Below are 19,886 nucleotides of genomic sequence, written 5' to 3' on the forward strand. Positions count from 1 at the left end.
ACCCCTCTCAGAGATAAAAACGTCGCAGACCACTCTCGGAGAAAAGTTCACCCCCCATTGCGCCTGCGGGGCCGATTCGTAATGCCTTGGATCACTCAAGGCAATCCCCATAGTGCGACTCGCCAATTTCCGGGCTTCCACTTCCATGGCCTATTTGGAACGCGGCAGGCCCATTGACGTATATAAAGATTTCTTTATATGATGTGCCCATGAGCGCCGCACTCGACATCTTTCGCGCCCTTGGCGATCCGACGCGGCTGCGCATCATCTATCTTCTGCGCGCCATGGAGCTTGCGGTCGGTGAAATCGCGCAGGTCGTGGGGCAGAGCCAGCCGCGCGTGTCCCGCCATGTCCGCATCCTTGCGGAGGCGGGTCTGGTCGAACGGCGCAAGGAAGGCAATTGGGTTTTCCTGCGACTGGTCCGGGGGGAGGCCATGGCGCCTTTCCTGACCCTGTTCGATCAGCTGGTGCCGTCGGAAAGCGAAGATTTGTGGCAGAAGGCCGACCTTGCCCGGCTGGCGGCGGTCCGTGCGGATCGGTCACGGGCGGCGGAAAGCTACTTTGCGGAACATGCCGAGGAATGGGACGCGATCCGGTCGCTGCACGTGCCCGATGTGGATGTCGAAGCGGCCATGACCGCGCTTTTGAGTGCTGAATCCATCGGCCATTTGCTCGATATCGGCACGGGTACGGGCAGGATGATCGAGCTGTTCGGGCGCTCGGCGGATCAGGTTACCGCGCTTGACCGCAGCCCCGATATGTTGCGGCTGGCGCGGGCCAAGCTGCCTGCCGATGCAGGTGACAAATATGCGTTGGTGCTGGGCGATTTCGGCGCCCTGCCGCTGGAGCCGGGCAGCGTGGACACCGTGGTTCTGCATCAGGTTCTGCATTATGCGCAGGCGCCCGAAGCGGTGATTGCGGAAGCGGCGCGCGTCACCGGGGCTGGTGGCCGGGTGCTGATCGCCGATTTTGCGGCGCATGAACGGGAAGAATTGCGGCTGCGCGATCAACATGCGCGGCTTGGCTTTTCGGACGAGCAGATCGAAAGCTGGTTTGCGGACGCAGGTTTGGAGCTGGAACGGGTGGAGGTGCTGCCCGGCCAGGAATTGACGGTAGTATTATGGCTGGGCCGCCGCCGGGGCGCGCGAATCCTGCCCATCGAAGGACGAGTTTCCCTATGACCCTGAGCTTCCCATCCGTCGAAGAGGCCGCGCGGGCTTGGCAAGCGCCGCTCTACGCCGATCTGGCGGGCGACCTGAATGTGAGCTTCGAATTCTTCCCGCCCAAGACGGAGAAGATGGAAGAGCAGCTGTGGTCGGCGATCGAGACGCTGACGCCGCTCGCGCCCAAGTTCGTGTCGGTGACTTATGGTGCTGGCGGATCTACGCGGGAGCGGACGCACAACACGGTGGCGCGGATCGCGAAGGAAACGCCGTTGTCCGCTGCTGCGCACCTGACCTGTGTCGCGGCGAGCAAGGCCGAGATCGACGAGGTGGCGGACGCTTATTGGGAAGCGGGCGTGCGCCATATCGTGGCCCTGCGCGGCGATCCGCCGGAAGTGGGCACGAAGTTTCAGCCGCATCCTGAAGGGTATAAGGGCGCGGCCGAGCTGGTCGAAGGCTTGCGCAAGCGTCACCCGTTCGAGATTTCGGTAGCGGCCTATCCGGAGACGCACCCGGATGCGTCCTGCGCGCAGAGCGACATCGACAATTTGAAGCGCAAGCTGGACGCGGGTGCTAGCCGAGCGATCACGCAATTCTTCTTCGAACCGGAAACCTTCTTCCGCTTTCGTGACACGGTGGCGGCTGCTGGCATTACAGCGGACATCATTCCGGGCATCATGCCGGTGAGCAATTTCGCGGCTGTCCAGCGCATGTCGGCCATGTGCAACACTGACGTGCCGGGCTGGATGGGCAAATTGTTCGAGGGGCTGGATGATCTGCCCGCCGCGCGGCAGCTGGTGTCCGCGACGTTGGCGGCGGAGCTGTGCCGCAAGCTCTATGCGGGCGGGGTGCGCGACTTTCATTTCTATACGCTCAACCGGGCGGAATTGAGCTATGCGATCTGTCATCTGCTCGGCCTCCGCCCGCAACTGGAGAAGACGGCATGACCGCCGAGGAACGCTTCCGCGCCGTGGCAGCGGAGAAGATCATGATATTCGACGGCGGCTATGGAACGTCGATCCAGAAGCACGGGCTGACCGAGGCGGATTATCGCGGGTCGCTCGGCCTGGCGAAGGATCAGAAGGGGAATAACGACCTTCTGTGCCTGACGCGGCCTGACATCGTCGAGGGTATTCACACCGCCTATCTCGATGCCGGGGCGGACATGATCGAGACGAACACCTTCAGCTCCACCAAGATCGCGATGGCCGATTATGGCTGCGAGCATCTGGTGCGGGAGATCAACATCGCCGCCGCGCGGATTGCGCGCAAGGCGTGCGAGGCGGCAACGGCGAAGGATGGGCGGCCGCGTTTCGTGGCGGGATCGATCGGGCCGACGAATAAGACTTTGTCGATCTCGCCGGACGTCAATGATCCGGCCTATCGCGAGGTCGATTATGACACGCTGAAGGCCGACTATCGCGAGCAGTGCGATGCGTTGATCGAGGGCGGGGTGGATTTCCTGCTGGTCGAGACCTGCTTCGACACGCTGAACGCCAAGGCGGCGGGCATGGCGGCGCGGGAGGCCGAGGCGGCGGCGGGGCGGCCTGTGCCGTTGATGCTGAGCTTTACCATTACCGATATGTCGGGGCGCAACCTGTCGGGGCATACGATCAACGCCTTCTGGTATTCGCTGCGGCATTTGAAGCCGCTGACCATCGGGGTGAATTGCGCCTTTGGGGCGGATTTGCTGCGGCCTTATTTGAGCGAGCTGGCGAAGAATGCCGATACGCTGATTTTGGCCTATCCCAATGCGGGCCTGCCCAATGAGTTGGGGCAGTATGATGAGTTGCCGGAGACGACGGCGAGCCTGATCCGCCAGTGGGTGGATGAAGGCTTGGTAAACATGGTCGGCGGTTGCTGCGGCACCACGCCTGCGCATATTGGTGCGGTGGCGAAGGCGCTGGCGGGGCATAAGCCGCGTCAGGTGCCGGAACTGCCGGTGGTGACGCGGCTTGCCGGGCTGGAGCCCATGCACATCGCGGCGTAGATCAAAATTCCCTCTCTCCTTTAGGGGAGAGGGTTAGGGAGAGGGGCCTTAAAAGGCGGCCTCTCCTCGCATTCCCCTCTCCCCGGCCCTCTCCCCTGAAGGGGAGAGGGAGAAGGTTCAGACAATGACCCAATCGACCGCCACTTTCGTCAATATCGGTGAGCGCACCAACGTTACCGGTTCAGCCAAGTTCAAGAAATTGATCATGGCGGGCGACTATGCCGCCGCCATCGATATCGCCCGCGATCAGGTGGAAAATGGCGCGCAGATCGTCGATGTGAACATGGACGAGGGCCTGCTCGACGCCGTGGAGGCGATGACGACCTTCCTGAAGCTGATGACGTCGGAACCGGACATCAGCCGCGTGCCGGTGATGATCGACTCTTCCAAATGGGAAGTGATCGAGGCGGGGCTGAAATGCGTTTCGGGCAAGCCGATCGTGAACTCGATCAGCATGAAGGAGGGTGAGGAGGCTTTCCTGCATCATGCCCGCCTCTGCATGGCTTATGGCGCGGCCGTGGTCGTCATGGCCTTCGATGAGACGGGGCAGGCGGATACGCAGGCGCGCAAGGTCGAGATTTGCGAGCGCGCCTATAAGCTGTTGATGTCGATCGGCTTTCCGCCGGAGGACATCATCTTCGACCCCAATATTTTCGCGGTGGCGACCGGGATCGAGGAACATAATAATTACGGCGTCGACTTCATCGAGGCCTGCCGCGAGATCAAGAAACGCTGCCCGCATGTCCATATTTCTGGCGGCCTTTCGAACTTCAGCTTTTCCTTCCGCGGCAATGAGCCGGTGCGGCGGGCGATGCACAGCGTGTTCCTCTACCACGCCATTCCGGCGGGTCTGGACATGGCGATCGTCAATGCGGGGCAGTTGGACGTCTATGACGCCATCGACCCGGCGCTGCGCAAGGCGTGCGAGGATGTGCTGCTGAACAGCGATCCCGAGGCGGGCGATCGGCTGGTGGAACTGGCCGAAAGCTTCAAGGGCAAGGATGCTGCGTCCGAAAAGGCGGCCGAGGAATGGCGCGGCTGGCCGGTCGCCAAGCGGCTGGAGCATGCGCTGGTCAAGGGCATCGACATGTATGTGGTCGAGGATACGGAGGAGGCCCGCCTTGCCGCCGTGAAGCCGATCGAGGTGATCGAAGGGCCGTTGATGGACGGCATGAATGTCGTCGGCGACCTGTTCGGCGCGGGCAAGATGTTCCTGCCGCAGGTGGTGAAGTCTGCGCGCGTCATGAAGAAGGCGGTGGCGCACTTGCTGCCCTTCATCGAGGCGTCGAAGGAGCCGGGCGCCAAGGGCAAGGGCCGGATCATCATGGCGACGGTCAAGGGCGACGTTCATGACATCGGCAAGAATATCGTCGGCGTCGTGCTTCAGTGCAACGGCTTTGAAGTGATCGACATGGGCGTGATGGTGCCGTGGCAGGACATCATCAAGGCCGCGAACGAGAATGATGCGGACATGATCGGGCTTTCCGGCCTCATCACGCCCTCGCTCGATGAGATGGTGACGGTGGCGCAGGAAATGCAGCGCGCCAACATGACGATGCCGCTGCTGATCGGGGGCGCGACGACTTCGCGCGTGCATACCGCGCTGCGCATCGATCCGGCGTTCACGGGGCCGGTGGTGCATGTGCTGGATGCCAGCCGCGCGGTGGGCGTGGCGACCGCGCTGGTTTCGGAGACGCAGAAGATCGACTTCGTGCAGAAGACGAAGGATGATTATGAGCATGTGCGCAAGGCGCGCGAAGGCAAGGGGCAGAGCCAGCTTCTGTCGATCGAGGATGCCCGCGCCAACGCATTCGAAATGGACGAGGCGCTGAAGGCGCCCCGTCCGCTGCTGCCGGGTATCCACAGCTTCCCTGATTGGGACCTAAAGGACCTGATCAAATATATCGACTGGACGCCCTTCTTCCGCGCGTGGGAACTGGCGGGCAATTATCCGGCTATCCTCGAGGACAAGGTCGTCGGCGAAAGCGCCACCAGCCTGTTCAACGACGCGCAGAAGATGCTGGACAAGATCGTCAGCGAAAAATGGCTGACGGCCCGCGGGGTCGTGGGCCTGTGGCCCTGCCGCCGCGAGGGTGATGACATCATCGTCCATGTCGAGGATGAGAAGCATGTCACGCTGCCTATGCTGCGCCAGCAGATCGCCAAGCGCGAGGGCCGGGCGAACATGTGCCTTGCCGACTTCATCAGTCCCAATGGCGACTGGATGGGCGGTTTTGCCGTGTCGATCCATGGCATCGAGCCGCATTTGGCGCGCTTCAAGGCGGCTATCGATGACTATTCGGACATTCTTCTGAAGGCGCTCGCCGACCGCCTTGCTGAAGCCTTTGCCGAGCGGCTGCACCATTATGTCCGCACCGCGCTGTGGGGCTATGCGGAGGGCGAGCAACTGACCAACGAGGCGCTGATCCGCGAGCAATATCGCGGCATTCGTCCGGCTCCCGGCTATCCTGCCTGTCCCGAGCACAGCCTGAAGCCGTTGCTGTTCGACATGCTGGACGCGCATCATGCGACGGGCATCACTCTGACGGAAAGCTTTGCCATGCTGCCGACCGCAGCGGTCAGCGGCTTTTACTTCGGCCACGCGCAGGCGGAATATTTCGGCGTGGCGCGCGTCGGCCGGGACCAGCTGGAAGATTATGCGCAGCGGCGCGGGATTGATCTGGAAACCGCAGAGCGTTGGCTGCGGCCCAATCTGGATTGAGGAGCAGGGCCGATGCGGCGTTTTTTCCAAACTTCCTTCCCTCGCTTTCTCCTGCTGGGGTTGGTCGCTGCCGTCACCGGCTGCGCGCATGACCAGAGCGTTCGGCACGATGGCGGCATTGCTCCGGGATCGGTCTATGTGGCGATGGGCAGTTCCTTCGCCGCAGGGCCGGGCATTGCGCCATCCGCGAACAGCAAACCGGCCATGTGCGCCTGCTCCGCAAACAACTATGCGCAGCAGCTTGCAAAGCGGCGCGGGCTGGAGCTGGTCGATGTCAGTTGCAGCGGGGCGACGACCGGCGGCGTACTCGACGGTTGGGCAGGCATCCGCCCGCAGATTGAAGCACTGACGGCGGAAACGCGGCTCGTCACCATCACCATTGGCGGCAATGACGTGGGCTATATCGGGGGTCTGATGGGGGCGTCCTGCCGTCAGGTGAATGCGGCGAGCGGGGTTCGCTGTCCGCCCACCCTGGCGCCCAAGGAAGAAAGATGGACGGCGCTGGACGCAGCGCTCCGCCATATCGCGGCCGAAGTGCGGCAGCGCGCGCCCAAGGCCAAGTTGATATGGGTCGATTATCCTGTGGTGCTTCCGGGGAAAGGCCTTTGTGCTGCCACGCCGGTTTCTCCTCAAGATGCGGAGATGGCGCGGGTCATGGCGAAACGGCTGGCGGCGCTGACGGCGCGCGTGGCGCGGGATACCGGCTCATCCATTCTTGCGGCCTCGCGCCTTACCGTCGGTCACGACGTCTGTGCACCGGACCCGTGGATGGACGGTTATCCGGTGCAAGGCGGCAAGCCGGTCGGCGCGCCCTATCATCCCACGCTGCCGGGCATGACGGCGATTGCCGCCGCGCTCGACAGGATGCTTGATCGCTAAGGCGGCGTTACCGCTTTTCGTGGTTCGCGGCCACGGCCTTTGCCACCGCCTGCATGAGCTGCCAACGCGTCGGGATCGATTCGGTCGTGCTGCCGATCATTACCGCCACCGCATAGCTGGTCCCGTCTGGCGCCGTCATGATGCCGACATCATTGAAGCCGGTGGAGCGGGCGCCTAGTTCCTGCCCGGTCCCGGTCTTGTGCAGATAATGCCAGCCAGCGGGCACGCCGCCCTTGATCCGCTGCGGCCCGGTCTTGGCTTCGCTCATGATGGACATCAGCAATTGGGCCGAAGCGGGGGACAGCATGCTGCCTTCCTTGAGCTTGGCGAGCGCCTGCACGATCGAAGAGGGCGCGGCGCCATCAGGCGGGCTGGCGAGATAATTGTCGAGCGCCTTCGCTCGCGCCGCCATCGGCAGTTTGGCGCGAGCCGCGTAGAAATTGCGGCCGATCGAATAATCCTGCCGCCACTCCAGACCTGCGGTCGTCGCCTGCAACAGCCGTTCGCCCGGCCCGAATCGGATATCCTTGATGTAGCGCCGTGACAGATAGGATCGCACAGCCTCCGGCCCGCCAACCGCGCGCAGCAGGGTGTCGTTCGCCGTATTGTCGCTTTGCGTCATCGCGCGGCGCATCAGGTCGGAATAGGTCGTCGTCCATCCGCTGTTCCCCACCAGCGCAGCACTTGGCTGGTGGAACAGGGTCAGGTCTTTCCGCGTGATCGTCGCCGAATCGGACAGGCGAATCTTGCCGCGATCCACCGCGTCGAGGAACGTCATCGATACCCAGAGCTTCGACACGCTCTGCTGTGGGAAGAGCGAGTTGCCGTTCCACGCTACGGTCCAGTCGCTGCCGATGCGGCGAACGGCGATGCCGACTTTTCCGCTGAAGCTCTGGCCCAGGTTACGAACGACGCTGACGAGAGCGGGGGGCGGCGTTTCGCGTTGATCGACGTCCAGCGCCTGGAAAGGTTTTGGCGGATTGGCGACAGGCTTGATCGGAAAGGTCGATGTCGTCGGCTGCACCCGCGGCGTGGCGCGCGCATGAGGTTCCACAGGTGCGCTGACACAAGCCGAAAGCGCCGCCATCAACAAGACAAGACGGGCCGAACCGCCATAAGGACGCGTGTCGCGCCCGTCATTTCCATTCTTCATCTGCGTCCCCGCGCTCTCCCTACCTCTCTTGGTGGCGCGAGCCTTCCGACTGACAAGGTTCATGCGACGAATGATTCCACAATTGCGATGTAAGGAGTCTGAACGGAATGCTTCTTGCGCTCAGTTAAGGTTAAGCCGCGACCGGGGATGGAGACGAGATGAACATAGAGGTTTTGGACCGGCGAATGCTCCTGCTGGGCGGCGCGGCTGTGGCGGGCGCGCTGATGTTCGGCAGCACGGCTATGGCTGCTCCGTTTGCATCGCGCAGGATCGCCGTGACCGTTCGGGGCACCGGACGCGACGTGATATTGATAGCGGGTTTGGCGAGCGGCCCGGGGCTGTGGAACGGCCTGATGGCGGCTTTGCCGGGCTATCGCTGGCACCTTGTCCATGTGCGTGGCTTTGCGGGATTGGCGGCCGATGCCAATGTGAGCGGCCCCCTGATCCAGCCGCTGGCGGATGAGATTGCGCGCTACATCAGTTCGGTAGGGCTGCGGCGGCCAGCGGTCGTGGGACATTCCATGGGCGGTACGCTGGCTATGATGCTGGGGCTGAAGGGCGTGGCGGGCCGATTGATGGTGGTCGATATGCTGCCCGACGGCGCGGCCATGGTGGGCGGCACCGCGCGCGGCATGGGCTATCTCGCCGACCAACTCAGTCAATATTTCACGGGGACCAAGGCGGGGCGGAGTTACCTTGCGCAGATATTGGCGCAAGCTCCGGGTGCGAGGGGGAGTGACCCGGACGTCATTGCCAATGCCCTTCGCGACCTCGCCAATATCGACCTTGGGCCGCAGCTTGGCCGCATCAGCGTGCCTATGGACGTTGTTTACGCCACCGGATCCGATGCCGCCCAAGCGGCGCAGATCGGTCGAAACTTTCGCGCGGCCTATGCTGCCAAGAAGGATTTGACGCTGACGCCGATCGGGCCGGGCGGCCATGTCATCATGGCGGATCAGCCCGCGCGGTTCAGCGCGGCGGTGAAGCAATTCCTGTCCAGTTGAGCCGCCCACCGTCAGGGCGCGAGCACCGTGTCCACGGCCTCAGGCAGCATGTCGGGATAGTCGAGCGTGTAGTGCAGGCCCCGGCTTTCCTTGCGGCGGAGCGCCGAACGGACGACCAGACGGGCGACCTCCAGCAGGTTGCGCAGCTCGATTAGGTCGGGCGTCACGCGGAAATGGCCGTAATATTCGTCCACTTCCTTGGCGAGCAGGTCGATGCGGTGCTGCGCCCGTTCCAGCCGCTTGGTGGTGCGGACGATGCCGACATAGTCCCACATGAAGCGGCGGATTTCCTTCCAGTTGTGCTGGACGATGACCTCTTCATCGGAATTGGTGACGCGGCTTTCGTCCCATGGCCGGATTGGCGGGGGCGCGGGCAGATCGTCCCAATGGGCGCGGATGTGCCGAGCCGCCGTCTCGCCGAACACGAAACATTCGAGCAGGGAGTTGGAGGCCAGACGGTTGGCGCCGTGGAGGCCGCTTTCGGTGACTTCGCCAGCGGCATAGAGGCCGGGCATGTCGGTGCGGCCGTCGAGATCGATGATCACGCCGCCGCAGGTATAATGCTGCGCCGGGACAACCGGGATCGGTTCCTTGGTGATGTCGATGTCGAGGTCCAGCAGCCGGGCGTAGATGGTCGGGAAGTGGTGCCTGACGAACTCCGGTTCCTTGTGACTGATGTCGAGATGGACATAGTCGAGGCCGAGCCGCTTGATCTCATGGTCGATGGCGCGGGCGACGACATCGCGCGGGGCGAGTTCGGCGCGGGGGTCGAAGCGGGGCATGAAACGCTCGCCACCACCGGGGACGCCGGGGGGGAGCTTCAGATGGCCGCCTTCGCCGCGCACGGCTTCGGTGATCAGGAAATTCTTGACCTCCAGATTATAGAGGCAGGTCGGGTGGAACTGGTTCATCTCCATGTTGGAGACGCGGCAGCCCGCGCGCCAGGCCATGGCGATGCCATCGCCAGTCGCGCCGCGCGGGGCGGTGGAGAAGAGATAGGTGCGGCCCGCGCCGCCGGTGCAGAGGATCGTCGCCTTGCCTAGCAGCGCATCGACATGCTTGGTCCGCTTGTTGAAGGCGTAGACGCCCCAGACATGGCCGTCGCCCGAATAGCGCTCGCCATGGCGGGAGGTGATGAGGTCGATCGCGACCATATCCTCCAGCAGGGTGATGTTGGGATTGGCGCGCGCGGCCTTCAGAAGCGCGACCTGCACGGCGTGGCCGGTGGCGTCGTCGACATGGACGATGCGGCGATGGCTGTGCCCGCCCTCCCGCGTCAGGTGCCACCGTTCGCCAAATTCCTCGCCGCCGTTGAAGGGGACGCCGAGTTTCGCCAGCCTTTCGATGGCGGCGGGGGCTTCGGATACGACCAACTCGACCGTTTCGCGATTGTTGAGGCCTGCGCCTGCGACCATGGTGTCGTTGACATGGGCTTCGAAACTGTCGCCTGCGTCGAGAACAGCGGCGATGCCGCCCTGCGCCCAGTTGGTCGAGCCGCTGTCGAGGGCGGCTTTGGCCAGGACGATGACCTTGCGGTCTTGCGCCAGGTTGATGGCGGCGGTGAGGCCTGCTGCGCCGGAGCCGATGATGACGACGTCGTGGGTGGTGGTAGGCATGGACTTACTCGCTCCCCTCCCGCAGGCGGGAGGGGTTGGGGGTGGGCAAATGCGCAAGCGTGGTGGCTATGTGAGACATCACGCCTTCCAGATTGGTCAGCACATCTGCATTGGTGAAGCGCAAAATGGAATAGCCTTGGGCGCGGCAATAGGCGTCGCGGCGCGCGTCATAATTGGTTCTGTTGTCGTGGGTGGAGCCGTCGAGTTCTATGATGAGCCTGGCTTCACGGCAGAGAAAGTCCGCGAAGTAGGGGCCGATCGGGATTTGGCGGCTGAATTTGTGGCTGTTTAGCTGACGGTTGCGGAGATGTTGCCAGAGGAGGCGTTCTGGTGGGGAGGCTTGGTTGCGGAGGGACTTGGCGCGGGTGGTGTTTCGGTTTTTGAAAGGTCGCGCTGGCCCACCCCCCAGCCCCCTCCCGCCTGCGGGAGGGGGAGCAGGTTGCCCTTCCTCCTTCACGCGGCTGCCGTCAGGTTGAGGAAGACATCCTCCAGATCCGGGTCTCGCGTGACCACATCCACGATCGAGAGGCCGCTTGCCTGGACGGCGCTCAGCACCTGCCCGGCATTGGCGCGGTCCTTCATATAGGTGATGGTCAGCGTGCGCGGGTCGGACAGTTCTACCTTCTCGAAACACGGAGCGTCCGGCGCGGCGGTGATGTCGCGGTCGACCGTGACCTGCACGACCTTTTCCTGCGCCATCGCGATCAGTTCACGGGTCGGTTTGTCGGTGATGAGGCGGCCGTGATTGATGATGCCAATGCGATCGCACAGCTCTTCGGCTTCTTCGAGATAGTGCGTCGTGAGGACGATGGTCACGCCCTGTGCGTTGAGTTCGCGGACATAGGCCCAGAGCTGCTGGCGAAGCTGGACATCGACGCCTGCGGTCGGTTCGTCGAGCACGAGGATCGGCGGCGAGTGGACCATCGCCTTTGCCACCAGCAGGCGGCGCTTCATGCCGCCCGACAGGGTGCGGGCATAGGCGTTGGCCTTGTCCTCCAGATGGACGGCGCGCAGCAGTTCCATCGAGCGGCGGCGTTCTTTCGGCACGCCATAATAGCCTCCCTGATTTTCCAGCGTCTCGAATGGCGTGAAGAAGGGGTCGAAGACGATTTCCTGCGGTACGATGCCAATGCTGTTCTTGGCATTGCGGGGGTTCTGGTCGATGTCGAAGCCCCAGATTTTCGCGGTGCCGCTGGTCTTGTTGACGAGGCCAGCGAGGATGTTGATCGTCGTCGACTTGCCCGCGCCATTGGGGCCGAGCAGGCCGTAAATCTGGCCGCGCGGGATGGTGAGGCTGATATTGTCGAGCGCGCGCTTTCCGCCCGCATAGACTTTGGTGAGGTTGGTGATCTCGATCGCGGGCATGGGGGCGGGGGCGGGGCTGTCGGTCATGGCGGCTTATGTGGAGTGGAACGGCTGAAAATGAAAGTCACCTGTTCCTGCCTGCGCAGGAACACGGTGCTTTCAAAACTCGTCAGCTACGTCCATCAGGCCCATGAGCTTCCTGGGCGCTATTTCCCGCCAGCTTTTTGCCAGCCGGTCGTCAATATGATCCCAGTCGGTGTCGCCAAGGTCGAGGCGGATGCCGACCCAGCCGTCGCCGAAATAGGCGGGGCGGAAATAGCGGGCGGGGTCGCTGTCGATCAGCATCGCCTGTTCTTCGGGCGCTGTGGTCTTGACGAGCAGGGCGGTGATGCCGTCGCCATGATGATCATGGCTGAAATAAGCGAATTTCTTGCCTTTTTCGATGCCGAAACAGGGCATGCCATGCGACGTCACCTCATCCGCCTGGGGAAGGGCGAGGGCGCGTTCGCGGATTTTGGCGAGCAGCCATTCGGGCTGGCGCGCGCGGGTCACGAAGTCGGCGAGGGTGCGGGAATAGAGTTGATGCTCTGCAATCAGGATGCGGGCGGCGAGGCTGTCGGCGGTGTCGCCGGGGAGGATGGCGACCTCCGTCTGCGCCAGCACCGGGCCGTCGTCCAGCTCGCTGGTCACGACATGGACCGAGCAGCCCGCATGGCTGTCGCCCGCGTCGAGCGCTTTCTGGTGGGTGTCGAGGCCCTTATATTTGGGGAGGAGGCTGGGGTGGATGTTCAGCATCCGGCCTTCCCAGCCAGCGACGAATTCCGGCGAGAGCAGGCGCATGTATCCGGCGAGCGCGACATATTCCGCGCCTGCCTTGCGCAGTTCACCGTCGATGATCTGGTCGAATTCGGCGCGCTTTAGCCCCTTGTGGCTTTGGGCGAAGGTGGGGATTCCTTCCGCTTGGGCGAGGGTGAGGCCAGCGGCTTGCGGATCGTTGGCTGCGACCAGGACGATCTCATAGGGGCAGGATGGGTGCTTGGCGGCGTAGAGCAGCGCCGCCATGTTGGACCCTCGCCCGGAAATCAGGATGCCGACTTTGGCCTTTGTCATATCATCCCCGTTCGGGCTGAGCTTGTCGAAGCCCCTCCCTTTCTTTGAAGAGAAGTGAAGCCCTTCGACAAGCTCAGGGCGAACGGTTATTCTTATCTCGGCCTTCTGATTAACCGAGATGCGTGGCGGTCCAGTCGGCCTTGGCGCTCCAGGTCTCCTGGCTGCCCTTGACGGTGCAGCCCTTTTCGCCAGCCTCTACAACGCCGACGCGGACGACGGTTTCGCCTGCGGCTTCGAGTTCGGCGGTCACGGCGTCCGCCGCGTCAGCATCCACCGCGAGCACCATGCCGACGCCGCAGTTGAAGGTGCGGGCCATTTCTTCCGGTTCGATATGGCCCTGCGCTTGCAGGAACGCCATCAGGCGCGGCTGCTCCCAGCCGTCGGCGTCGACCACGGCATGGCAGCCTTCGGGCAGGACGCGAGGGATGTTTTCAAGGAGGCCGCCGCCGGTGATATGGGCGAGCGCGTTGATCTTGCCGTCGCGCACCAGCGGCAGGAGCGGCTTCACATAGATGCGGGTCGGGGCCATCAGCGCGTCGATCAGCAGGACTTCATTGTCGAAGATGGCCGGGCGGTCGAGCTTCCAGCCCTTGTCAGTGGCGAGGCGGCGGACGAGCGAGAAACCGTTGGAGTGGACGCCTGATGAGGAGAGGCCCAAGAGGACGTCGCCTGCCTTCACCCTGTTGCCGGTCAGCGCCTTGCTGCGTTCCACCGCGCCGACGCAGAAGCCGGCGAGGTCATAGTCTCCGGCAGCGTACATGCCCGGCATTTCGGCGGTTTCGCCACCGATGAGGGCGCAACCGGCTTGCTTGCAGCCTTCGGCGATCCCCGCGATCACGCGTTCGGCGACGCCGCTCTCCAGCTTGCCGGTGGCGTAATAGTCGAGGAAGAAGAGTGGCTCCGCGCCCTGCACGATGAGGTCGTTGGCGCACATGGCGACAAGGTCGATGCCGACACCGTCATGGCGGTCATGGTCGATCGCGAGTTTCAGCTTTGTGCCGACGCCGTCATTGGCCGCGACCAGCAGCGGGTCGTCATAGCCAGCGGCCTTCAGATCGAAGAAACCGCCAAAGCCGCCCAGTTCAGCATCAGCGCCGGGGCGGCGGGTTGCCTTGGCCAAGGGGGCGATGGCGCGGACCAGTGCATTGCCCGCTGCGATATCGACGCCAGCCTTGGCGTAGCTGTAGGATTCGGTGTCGCTCATGCCCGCGCCCACTATAGCAATGATGCGGAAAACGGAACGGCAAATGGGTTGCCGCTTGGCAGATGGGGGAAATCTCGCCAAAAGGGCGCGCGTGAGCCTGTCCACTGCCTTCCAAAGCCAGATTTTCCGGCCTTCGTCGCTGATCCGCCGCTTGTCGCGGCCCGTCCAGATTCTGGGCGCGATCATGCTGGGCCTCGCTGCCGCAGCCTTGTTCGCGCAAATGGAGGGCGAACGCGGCGTGCCGCCGATCGCGAGCGGGGGCGACTATCAGGTCAGCGGCATCAAGGTCGATGTGCTGGGCAAGGACGCCAACAGCGCACGCCTAGCGGGCTGGCGGCTGGCGCAGCGGCAGGGCTGGCGGATGCTGTGGACGCGCACCCATGGCGCGGCCGGGGTGCCGAACCTTTCCGATTCGCAGCTCGAGGCCATGATCTCCGGCGTGGAGATCGAATATGAGCAGGTCGGGCCGACCCGCTACATCGCGACGCTGGGGATTTTGTTCGACCGCGCGCGGACGGGGCAGGTGCTGGGCGTATCCGGCCATGTCATGCGTTCGCCGCCGCTGCTGGTCATTCCAGTAATGTGGGATGGCGGGTCGGCTGTTTCCTATGAGCGGATCAATGAGTGGCAGAAGGCATGGGCGCGGTTCCGCACCGGGGACAGCGCGATCGACTATGTTCGGGTGAGCGGATCGATCGCCGACCCCATCCTGCTGAATGCCGGGCAGGTCGGGCGTCGTGGCCGTTTGTGGTGGCGCGTGTTGCTGGATCAATATGGCGCCGCCGATGTGGTGGTGCCGATCGCGCGGCTTCAGCGCGAATATCCGGGTGGTCCGGTGAGGGGCACTTTTACGGCGCGCTATGGGCCGGACGATACGTTGATCGGCAGCTTCTCCCTGCGTGCGACCGCCGAAAGCGCCCTGCCGCAGATGATGGATGAAGCGGCGCGGCGAATCGATCAGCTTTATACCGCTGCGCTCAATGACGGCCGTTTGCGGCCCGACCCGTCGCTGATCATCGAGGAGCCGGTCGATCCGGACGCGCTCGCGATCGAAAATGGGACCGAACAGTCATTGGAGACGACCGAAACGCCGGTGCCGTCGGCGACGACCAGCAGCGTTTCGATCCAGTTCGACACGCCCGATGTAGGATCGGTGGCGCAAGGCGAGGCGGCGGTGCGGTCTATCGTGGGTGTCAGGTCGGCGGCGACCAGCAGCCTTGCTCTGGGCGGGACTTCCGTGATGCAGGTCAGCTTCGACGGCAGCGTGGATGCGCTGCGTGCCGGGCTTCAGGCGCGGGGCTTCACCGTGTCCGGTTCCGGAAATATGCTGCGCATCAGGCGGGGCGGCGCGGCGCTTGGCGGGGCGGGAACATCGGCGCCGCAATGAGCCAGATCAGCCTGCCGTTCGAATGGCCAGGGCAGGGGACGGACGATGACTTCCTGGTCAGCGAGGCCAATCATGTGGCCGTCCGCCATCTGGAAAATTGGCGCGAATGGCCTTTGGCGATCAGCGTGTTGAGTGGCCCGGCCCGGTCGGGGCGATCGATGCTGGGCCGCCGTTTCGCCGCGATGAGCGGCGGCACGGTGATCGACGATGCGCAGGGGCAGGACGACCGGCTGCTGTTCAACGCCTGGAATGATGCGCAGACGAGCGCCAAGCCGCTATTGCTGATCGGGGACAGCGCGCCGACGTTGTGGGACGTGGCTCTGCCGGACCTCCGGTCGCGCCTTGCCGCCGCGCCGCATGTCGCGATCGAACAGCCGGACGAGCCGCTGGCCCGGGCGCTGGTCGAACGGGCGCTTGGCCGCGCCGGTTCGCGTTATGCGCAGGATTTGCCGGAGTGGCTGCTGCGCCGGATCGAGCGCAGCTATGCCGCGATTGCTGAGGCTGTTCGCCTGCTTAACGAGGCGGCATTGTCATCGGGGCGTAAGATTTCTGTCGCTATGGCCAAAGAGAGCCTGCAAGCGGCGGGTTTCTTGCCTATAGTGGCGGACGATCCGCACCCCTCATCATAGTGAGAGAGACGTGGCCGAAGCTGATCCGTCCGCCAGCCTGACACTGCCCACCGACCGCTATTTCAACCGGGAGCTGTCCTGGCTGGCGTTCAACCAGCGCGTGCTGGAAGAGGCGATGAACCGCGCGCATCCGCTGCTGGAGCGGCTGCGATTCCTGTCGATTTCCGGCGCGAACCTGGACGAATTTTTCAGCGTGCGCGTGGCGGGCCTCAAAGGCCAGCAGTTGCAGGATGTCGATATGCGGTCGGCCGATGGGCTGACCCCCGCGCAGCAACTTGCCGCGATCACCGATGAAACCGCGCGGCTGATGACGGCGCAGCAGAAGGTCTGGGGCGCGCTGCATGGTGAGCTGACGCGGGTCGGGATCGAGGTCATGGGTCCTGCGAGCGAGATCGATGCGGGCAGCGAGACATGGCTGCGCGAGCATTTCCTGAGCCAGGTTTTTCCGATCCTGACGCCGCAGGCGCTGGACCCGGCGCATCCTTTCCCCTTCATTCCCAATCAGGGGTTGTCGATCGTTTTCGATCTGGAAAGGCTGTCGGACAAGCAGCCGATCCGCGAGCTGGTGATGATCCCGTCCTCGCTCGCCCGCTTTGTGCGGATGCCGGGCACACCTGCGCGCTACATGGCTTTGGAAGCGGTGATCCGCCGTTTTTCGGGCGATCTCTTCCCCGGCTATCGGGTGCGCAACAGCGGTGTGTTCCGCATCATCCGCGACAGCGATATCGAGATTGAGGAAGAGGCGGAGGATCTGGTCCGCTATTTCCGCAGCGCCATCAAGCGCCGCCGCCGGGGCCGCGTGATCCGCATGGAGATCGAGGAGCGCATCCCCGAGCCGGTCGAGGAAATGTTGCAGGACATGCTTCAGGGGCATGAGGCGATCATTGCCGAGGTCGAGGGCTTTGTTGGCATTGGCGACCTGAGCGGCATTGTTGAGGAAGACCGGCCGGATTTGAAGTTCGAGCCCTATGCGCCGCGCTTCCCCGAGCGCATTCGCGAATATGGCGGGGATTGCTTTGCGGCGATCCGGGCGAAAGATATTGTCGTCCATCACCCCTATGAAGCGTTCGACGTGGTTGTTTCGTTCCTGAAACAAGCGGCGTCCGACCCGGACTGCGTCGCGATCAAGCAGACGCTGTATCGCGCGGGCAAGCAGTCGGCGATCATCCGCGCGCTGATCGACGCGGCGGAGGCGGGCAAGTCGGTGACGGCCGTTGTCGAGCTGAAGGCGCGGTTCGACGAGGAACAGAACCTGATGTGGGCCGATGCGCTGGAACGCGCTGGCGTGCAGGTGGTCTATGGCTTCATCGACTGGAAGACCCATGCCAAGGTGTCGATGGTCGTGCGGCGAGAGGGCGAGGCGTTCCGAACCTACTGCCATTTCGGCACGGGCAATTATCACCCCGTCACCGCGCGCATCTACACCGATTTGAGCTTCTTCACCGCCGATCCCGCCTATGGCCGCGATGCCGCTGCCCTCTTCAACTATATCACCGGCTATGTCGAACCGCAGTCACTGGAGAAGCTGGTGATGAGCCCGCGCGACCTGCGCGATCGGCTCTGTCAGCTTATCGATGCGGAGATCGAGCATGTCCGCGCTGGCCGCCCCGGCGATATCTGGGCCAAGATGAATTCGCTGGTCGATCCGGCGATCATCGAGAAGCTGTATGCCGCCAGCAATGCGGGCGTGCAGATCGACCTGATCGTGCGCGGCATTTGCTGCCTGCGGCCGGGCGTGCCGGGCATGTCGGAAAATATCCGGGTGAAATCGGTCGTCGGCCGCTTTCTGGAACATAGCCGCATCACCGCTTTCGGTAATGGCAAGGCGCTGCCCAATAATGGCGCGAAGGTGTTCATCAGCTCGGCGGACTGGATGCCGAGGAACTTTGATCGCCGCGTCGAATTTCTTGCCCCTGTGGAGAACCCGACCGTTCACGACCAGATTTTGGACCAGGTGATGGTCGCCAACCTGATCGACACCGAACAGAGTTGGGAGCTGGACAGCGACGGCCATTATGCCCGCGTCGATTCGACGGATCGCCCGTTCAACCTGCACCGCTATTTCATGACCAACCCGTCTTTGTCAGGCCGGGGTGCGTCGCTGGATAGTGGGGCGGTACCGACATTGCGCCTGCGCGGACGGGCCTGAACGGTCATGAATTCGATGCTGAGCCAGGTGCGCGCCATCGCTGAAACGATGGTGACCTCACCCGCCCATGCCAAGGCGCGCACGGCGATCATCGACATCGGGTCCAACAGCGTCCGGCTGGTCGTCTATGACGGGCCACGGCGCATCCCCTTCATCCTGTTCAATGAAAAGGTGATGGCGGGGCTGGGCGCGTCGCTTGGGCGAACGGGACGGATCGAGCCGGAAGCCATGGAGCGCGGATTGCGGGCGGTCGGGCGCTTTGCCCATTTGTGCCGCGAGATGGAGGTGCGGGACGTGCGCTGCGTCGCCACCGCCGCCGTGCGCGACGCTGCCAATGGCGAGGAGTTCATCCTGCGCGCGCGGGACATGGGGCTGGAAGTCGAACTGCTGACCGGGGCGCAGGAGGCCGTCGCGGCGGCCTATGGCGTGCTGTCGGGCATACCGGGCGCGGACGGCATTGTTGGCGATCTAGGCGGCGGTAGCCTGGAGCTGGCGCGGGTGCGCGACGGCGCGGTGCATGAAACCATCTCGCTGCCGCTGGGCGTGCTTCGCCTGCCGCAGATCCGGGCGAAGGGGCCGGCCGTTTTGGAGCGGCAGGTGAAGAAGATGCTGGCGAAGGCGGGCTGGAATGCCGGACCTGACCTGCCCTTCTATCTGGTGGGCGGGTCGTGGCGCGCTCTGGCCCGGTTCGACATGCAGCTGACCAACTTTCCGCTGCCGGTGGTGCATCAATATGCGATGCCCGCCGCCCGCGCGGAGCAACTGACGCGGATCGTGTCGCATGTGGGCCGGGCGCGGTTGAAGGATATTCCGTCGATCACCGGATCGCGCGTGCCGACTTTGCCCGATGCGGCGGCGTTGCTGTCGGTGGTCGTCCGGCAGTTGAAGTCGAGTGAATTGGTCGTGTCGGCCTATGGCCTGCGCGAAGGGCTGCTGTTCGAGGATCTGCCCGCTGACATTCGTACGCATGATCCGCTGCTGGTGGCGGCGGAGGCGGAGGGCGAGGCGCAGGGGCGCTTCGCGGGCCATGGCGACATGATCGACCGCTGGATCGGGCCGCTGTTCCGCGACGATGAGCCGTCCTGGCGGCGCATCCGCCGGGCCGCTTGCCTGCTCGCCGATGTCGGCTGGCGCGCCAATCCGGATTTCCGGGCGGAACGTGGCGTGGAGATTGCCCTGCACAGCAATTGGGTGGGCATTACGGCCTGCGAACGGGCGATGCTGGCGCAGGCTCTGCACAGCAATTTCGGTGGAGCTGTCGCCCCTGTCCCAGGCATTGGCGAACTGGCTTCTGCCGCAGCACTCAAAAGGGCGACTTTGTGGGGGCTGGCTATCCGTCTTGGCCAGCGGTTGTCGGGCGGGGTCGAGGGGCCTTTGCTGGCGTCGAAGCTGGAGATGTTGGGCGACACGCTCGAACTGCGGCTGAAAGGCGTGGACATGGACCTGTTCGGCGAGGCGGTCGAGCGGCGGCAGCGGCATCTGGCGCAGGCCATGGGGGTTAAGTACCGGATGGCCTGGTGAGTGGGTGTGTGAAGGGTGGACTCTCTCCCTCTCTCCTTTAGGGGAGAGGGGAGC

The 19,886-nt window shown here is 63.8% G+C and carries 16 protein-coding genes; 10 read left to right on the plus strand and 6 right to left on the minus strand.

Annotation, left to right across the window (positions count from 1 at the left end):
* Nucleotides 1-209 precede the first annotated feature (209 nt).
* The 5 genes from ACZ5TH_RS00225 to ACZ5TH_RS00245 all read left to right on the plus strand — a co-directional run bounded on the left by ACZ5TH_RS00225 (nucleotide 210) and on the right by ACZ5TH_RS00245 (nucleotide 6,754).
* Nucleotides 210-1,181: an ArsR/SmtB family transcription factor gene (locus tag ACZ5TH_RS00225; protein WP_464794200.1), complete on the plus strand. Its 972-nt coding sequence runs from the start codon at nucleotides 210-212 to the stop codon at nucleotides 1,179-1,181.
* On the plus strand, nucleotides 1,178-2,110 hold the full coding sequence (gene metF / locus ACZ5TH_RS00230) for a methylenetetrahydrofolate reductase (protein ID WP_464794201.1): 933 nt from the start codon (nucleotides 1,178-1,180) through the stop codon (nucleotides 2,108-2,110). The genes ACZ5TH_RS00225 and metF overlap by 4 nt, the downstream gene beginning before the upstream one ends.
* A complete protein-coding gene (locus ACZ5TH_RS00235; protein ID WP_464794202.1) occupies nucleotides 2,107-3,153 on the plus strand; it encodes a homocysteine S-methyltransferase family protein in 1,047 nt (348 codons plus the stop codon). Before metF ends, ACZ5TH_RS00235 begins: the two co-directional genes overlap by 4 nt.
* Nucleotides 3,154-3,277: 124 nt before the next feature.
* Nucleotides 3,278-5,875, plus strand: coding sequence for a methionine synthase (gene metH, locus ACZ5TH_RS00240; RefSeq protein WP_464794203.1), 2,598 nt, complete (start codon nucleotides 3,278-3,280; stop codon nucleotides 5,873-5,875).
* 12 nt (nucleotides 5,876-5,887) lie between these two features.
* Nucleotides 5,888-6,754, plus strand: a complete 867-nt coding sequence (locus ACZ5TH_RS00245) for an SGNH/GDSL hydrolase family protein (RefSeq protein ID WP_464794204.1) — start codon at nucleotides 5,888-5,890, stop codon at nucleotides 6,752-6,754.
* Nucleotides 6,755-6,761: 7 nt separating this feature from the next.
* Here ACZ5TH_RS00245 and ACZ5TH_RS00250 read toward each other — a convergent pair whose 3' ends face one another.
* Nucleotides 6,762-7,907 (minus strand): serine hydrolase, encoded by a 1,146-nt coding sequence (locus ACZ5TH_RS00250; RefSeq protein WP_460987395.1) that lies wholly within the window; start codon nucleotides 7,905-7,907, stop codon nucleotides 6,762-6,764.
* Between the two features lie 185 nt (nucleotides 7,908-8,092).
* On the opposite strand from ACZ5TH_RS00250, the gene ACZ5TH_RS00255 reads away from it, so the two are divergent.
* Complete coding sequence (locus ACZ5TH_RS00255; RefSeq protein ID WP_464795118.1) at nucleotides 8,093-8,911, plus strand: alpha/beta fold hydrolase; 819 nt, start codon at nucleotides 8,093-8,095, stop codon at nucleotides 8,909-8,911.
* 11 nt (nucleotides 8,912-8,922) lie between these two features.
* On the opposite strand, the gene nadB is transcribed toward ACZ5TH_RS00255, so the two are convergent.
* From nadB to purM, 5 genes are all read right to left on the minus strand, one after another.
* Nucleotides 8,923-10,527, minus strand: a complete 1,605-nt coding sequence (nadB, locus tag ACZ5TH_RS00260) for an L-aspartate oxidase (RefSeq protein ID WP_460987397.1) — start codon at nucleotides 10,525-10,527, stop codon at nucleotides 8,923-8,925.
* A 4-nt stretch (nucleotides 10,528-10,531) separates the two neighbouring features.
* The gene (locus tag ACZ5TH_RS00265; protein ID WP_464794205.1) at nucleotides 10,532-10,984 is read right to left on the minus strand and encodes an endonuclease domain-containing protein; all 453 of its coding nucleotides are present in this window, start codon (nucleotides 10,982-10,984) and stop codon (nucleotides 10,532-10,534) included.
* Nucleotides 10,981-11,919 carry an ABC transporter ATP-binding protein gene (locus tag ACZ5TH_RS00270; protein WP_464794206.1) on the minus strand — a complete coding sequence of 313 codons (939 nt, stop codon included), beginning with the start codon at nucleotides 11,917-11,919 and terminating at the stop codon, nucleotides 10,981-10,983. The genes ACZ5TH_RS00265 and ACZ5TH_RS00270 overlap by 4 nt, the downstream gene beginning before the upstream one ends.
* A gap of 72 nt (nucleotides 11,920-11,991) precedes the next feature.
* A complete protein-coding gene (purN, locus tag ACZ5TH_RS00275) occupies nucleotides 11,992-12,942 on the minus strand; it encodes a phosphoribosylglycinamide formyltransferase (RefSeq protein ID WP_464794207.1) in 951 nt (316 codons plus the stop codon).
* Nucleotides 12,943-13,051: 109 nt separating this feature from the next.
* Nucleotides 13,052-14,146 carry a phosphoribosylformylglycinamidine cyclo-ligase gene (purM, locus tag ACZ5TH_RS00280; protein ID WP_464794208.1) on the minus strand — a complete coding sequence of 365 codons (1,095 nt, stop codon included), beginning with the start codon at nucleotides 14,144-14,146 and terminating at the stop codon, nucleotides 13,052-13,054.
* Between the two features lie 184 nt (nucleotides 14,147-14,330).
* Between purM and ACZ5TH_RS00285 the strand changes: the two genes are divergently transcribed.
* Genes ACZ5TH_RS00285 through ACZ5TH_RS00300 form a run of 4 tightly spaced genes read left to right on the plus strand, consistent with a single transcriptional unit; the run spans nucleotide 14,331 to nucleotide 19,832 of the window.
* Nucleotides 14,331-15,533 carry a heavy-metal-associated domain-containing protein gene (locus ACZ5TH_RS00285; RefSeq protein WP_464795119.1) on the plus strand — a complete coding sequence of 401 codons (1,203 nt, stop codon included), beginning with the start codon at nucleotides 14,331-14,333 and terminating at the stop codon, nucleotides 15,531-15,533.
* Nucleotides 15,530-16,162, plus strand: a complete 633-nt coding sequence (locus ACZ5TH_RS00290; protein ID WP_464771795.1) for a P-loop NTPase family protein — start codon at nucleotides 15,530-15,532, stop codon at nucleotides 16,160-16,162. The genes ACZ5TH_RS00285 and ACZ5TH_RS00290 overlap by 4 nt, the downstream gene beginning before the upstream one ends.
* A gap of 10 nt (nucleotides 16,163-16,172) precedes the next feature.
* A complete protein-coding gene (locus ACZ5TH_RS00295; RefSeq protein WP_464771796.1) occupies nucleotides 16,173-18,311 on the plus strand; it encodes an RNA degradosome polyphosphate kinase in 2,139 nt (712 codons plus the stop codon).
* 6 nt (nucleotides 18,312-18,317) lie between these two features.
* Nucleotides 18,318-19,832, plus strand: coding sequence for a Ppx/GppA phosphatase family protein (locus ACZ5TH_RS00300; protein ID WP_464794209.1), 1,515 nt, complete (start codon nucleotides 18,318-18,320; stop codon nucleotides 19,830-19,832).
* The last annotated feature ends 54 nt before the right edge of the window (nucleotides 19,833-19,886 follow it).

The sequence above is a fragment of the Sphingobium sp. TomTYG73 genome (assembly GCF_055394245.1).

Coding starts and splice junctions, on each gene's coding strand:
- ACZ5TH_RS00255 (WP_464795118.1), top strand. CDS start 8,093: ATGCTCCTGCTGGGCGGCGCGGCTGTGGCGGGCGCGCTGATGTTCGGC.
- purM (WP_464794208.1), bottom strand. CDS start 14,146: ATGAGCGACACCGAATCCTACAGCTACGCCAAGGCTGGCGTCGATATC.
- ACZ5TH_RS00245 (WP_464794204.1), top strand. CDS start 5,888: ATGCGGCGTTTTTTCCAAACTTCCTTCCCTCGCTTTCTCCTGCTGGGG.
- purN (WP_464794207.1), bottom strand. CDS start 12,942: ATGACAAAGGCCAAAGTCGGCATCCTGATTTCCGGGCGAGGGTCCAAC.
- ACZ5TH_RS00250 (WP_460987395.1), bottom strand. CDS start 7,907: ATGAAGAATGGAAATGACGGGCGCGACACGCGTCCTTATGGCGGTTCG.
- metF (WP_464794201.1), top strand. CDS start 1,178: ATGACCCTGAGCTTCCCATCCGTCGAAGAGGCCGCGCGGGCTTGGCAA.
- ACZ5TH_RS00225 (WP_464794200.1), top strand. CDS start 210: ATGAGCGCCGCACTCGACATCTTTCGCGCCCTTGGCGATCCGACGCGG.
- ACZ5TH_RS00270 (WP_464794206.1), bottom strand. CDS start 11,919: ATGACCGACAGCCCCGCCCCCGCCCCCATGCCCGCGATCGAGATCACC.
- ACZ5TH_RS00285 (WP_464795119.1), top strand. CDS start 14,331: ATGCTGGGCCTCGCTGCCGCAGCCTTGTTCGCGCAAATGGAGGGCGAA.
- ACZ5TH_RS00290 (WP_464771795.1), top strand. CDS start 15,530: ATGAGCCAGATCAGCCTGCCGTTCGAATGGCCAGGGCAGGGGACGGAC.
- nadB (WP_460987397.1), bottom strand. CDS start 10,527: ATGCCTACCACCACCCACGACGTCGTCATCATCGGCTCCGGCGCAGCA.
- ACZ5TH_RS00300 (WP_464794209.1), top strand. CDS start 18,318: ATGAATTCGATGCTGAGCCAGGTGCGCGCCATCGCTGAAACGATGGTG.
- ACZ5TH_RS00235 (WP_464794202.1), top strand. CDS start 2,107: ATGACCGCCGAGGAACGCTTCCGCGCCGTGGCAGCGGAGAAGATCATG.
- metH (WP_464794203.1), top strand. CDS start 3,278: ATGACCCAATCGACCGCCACTTTCGTCAATATCGGTGAGCGCACCAAC.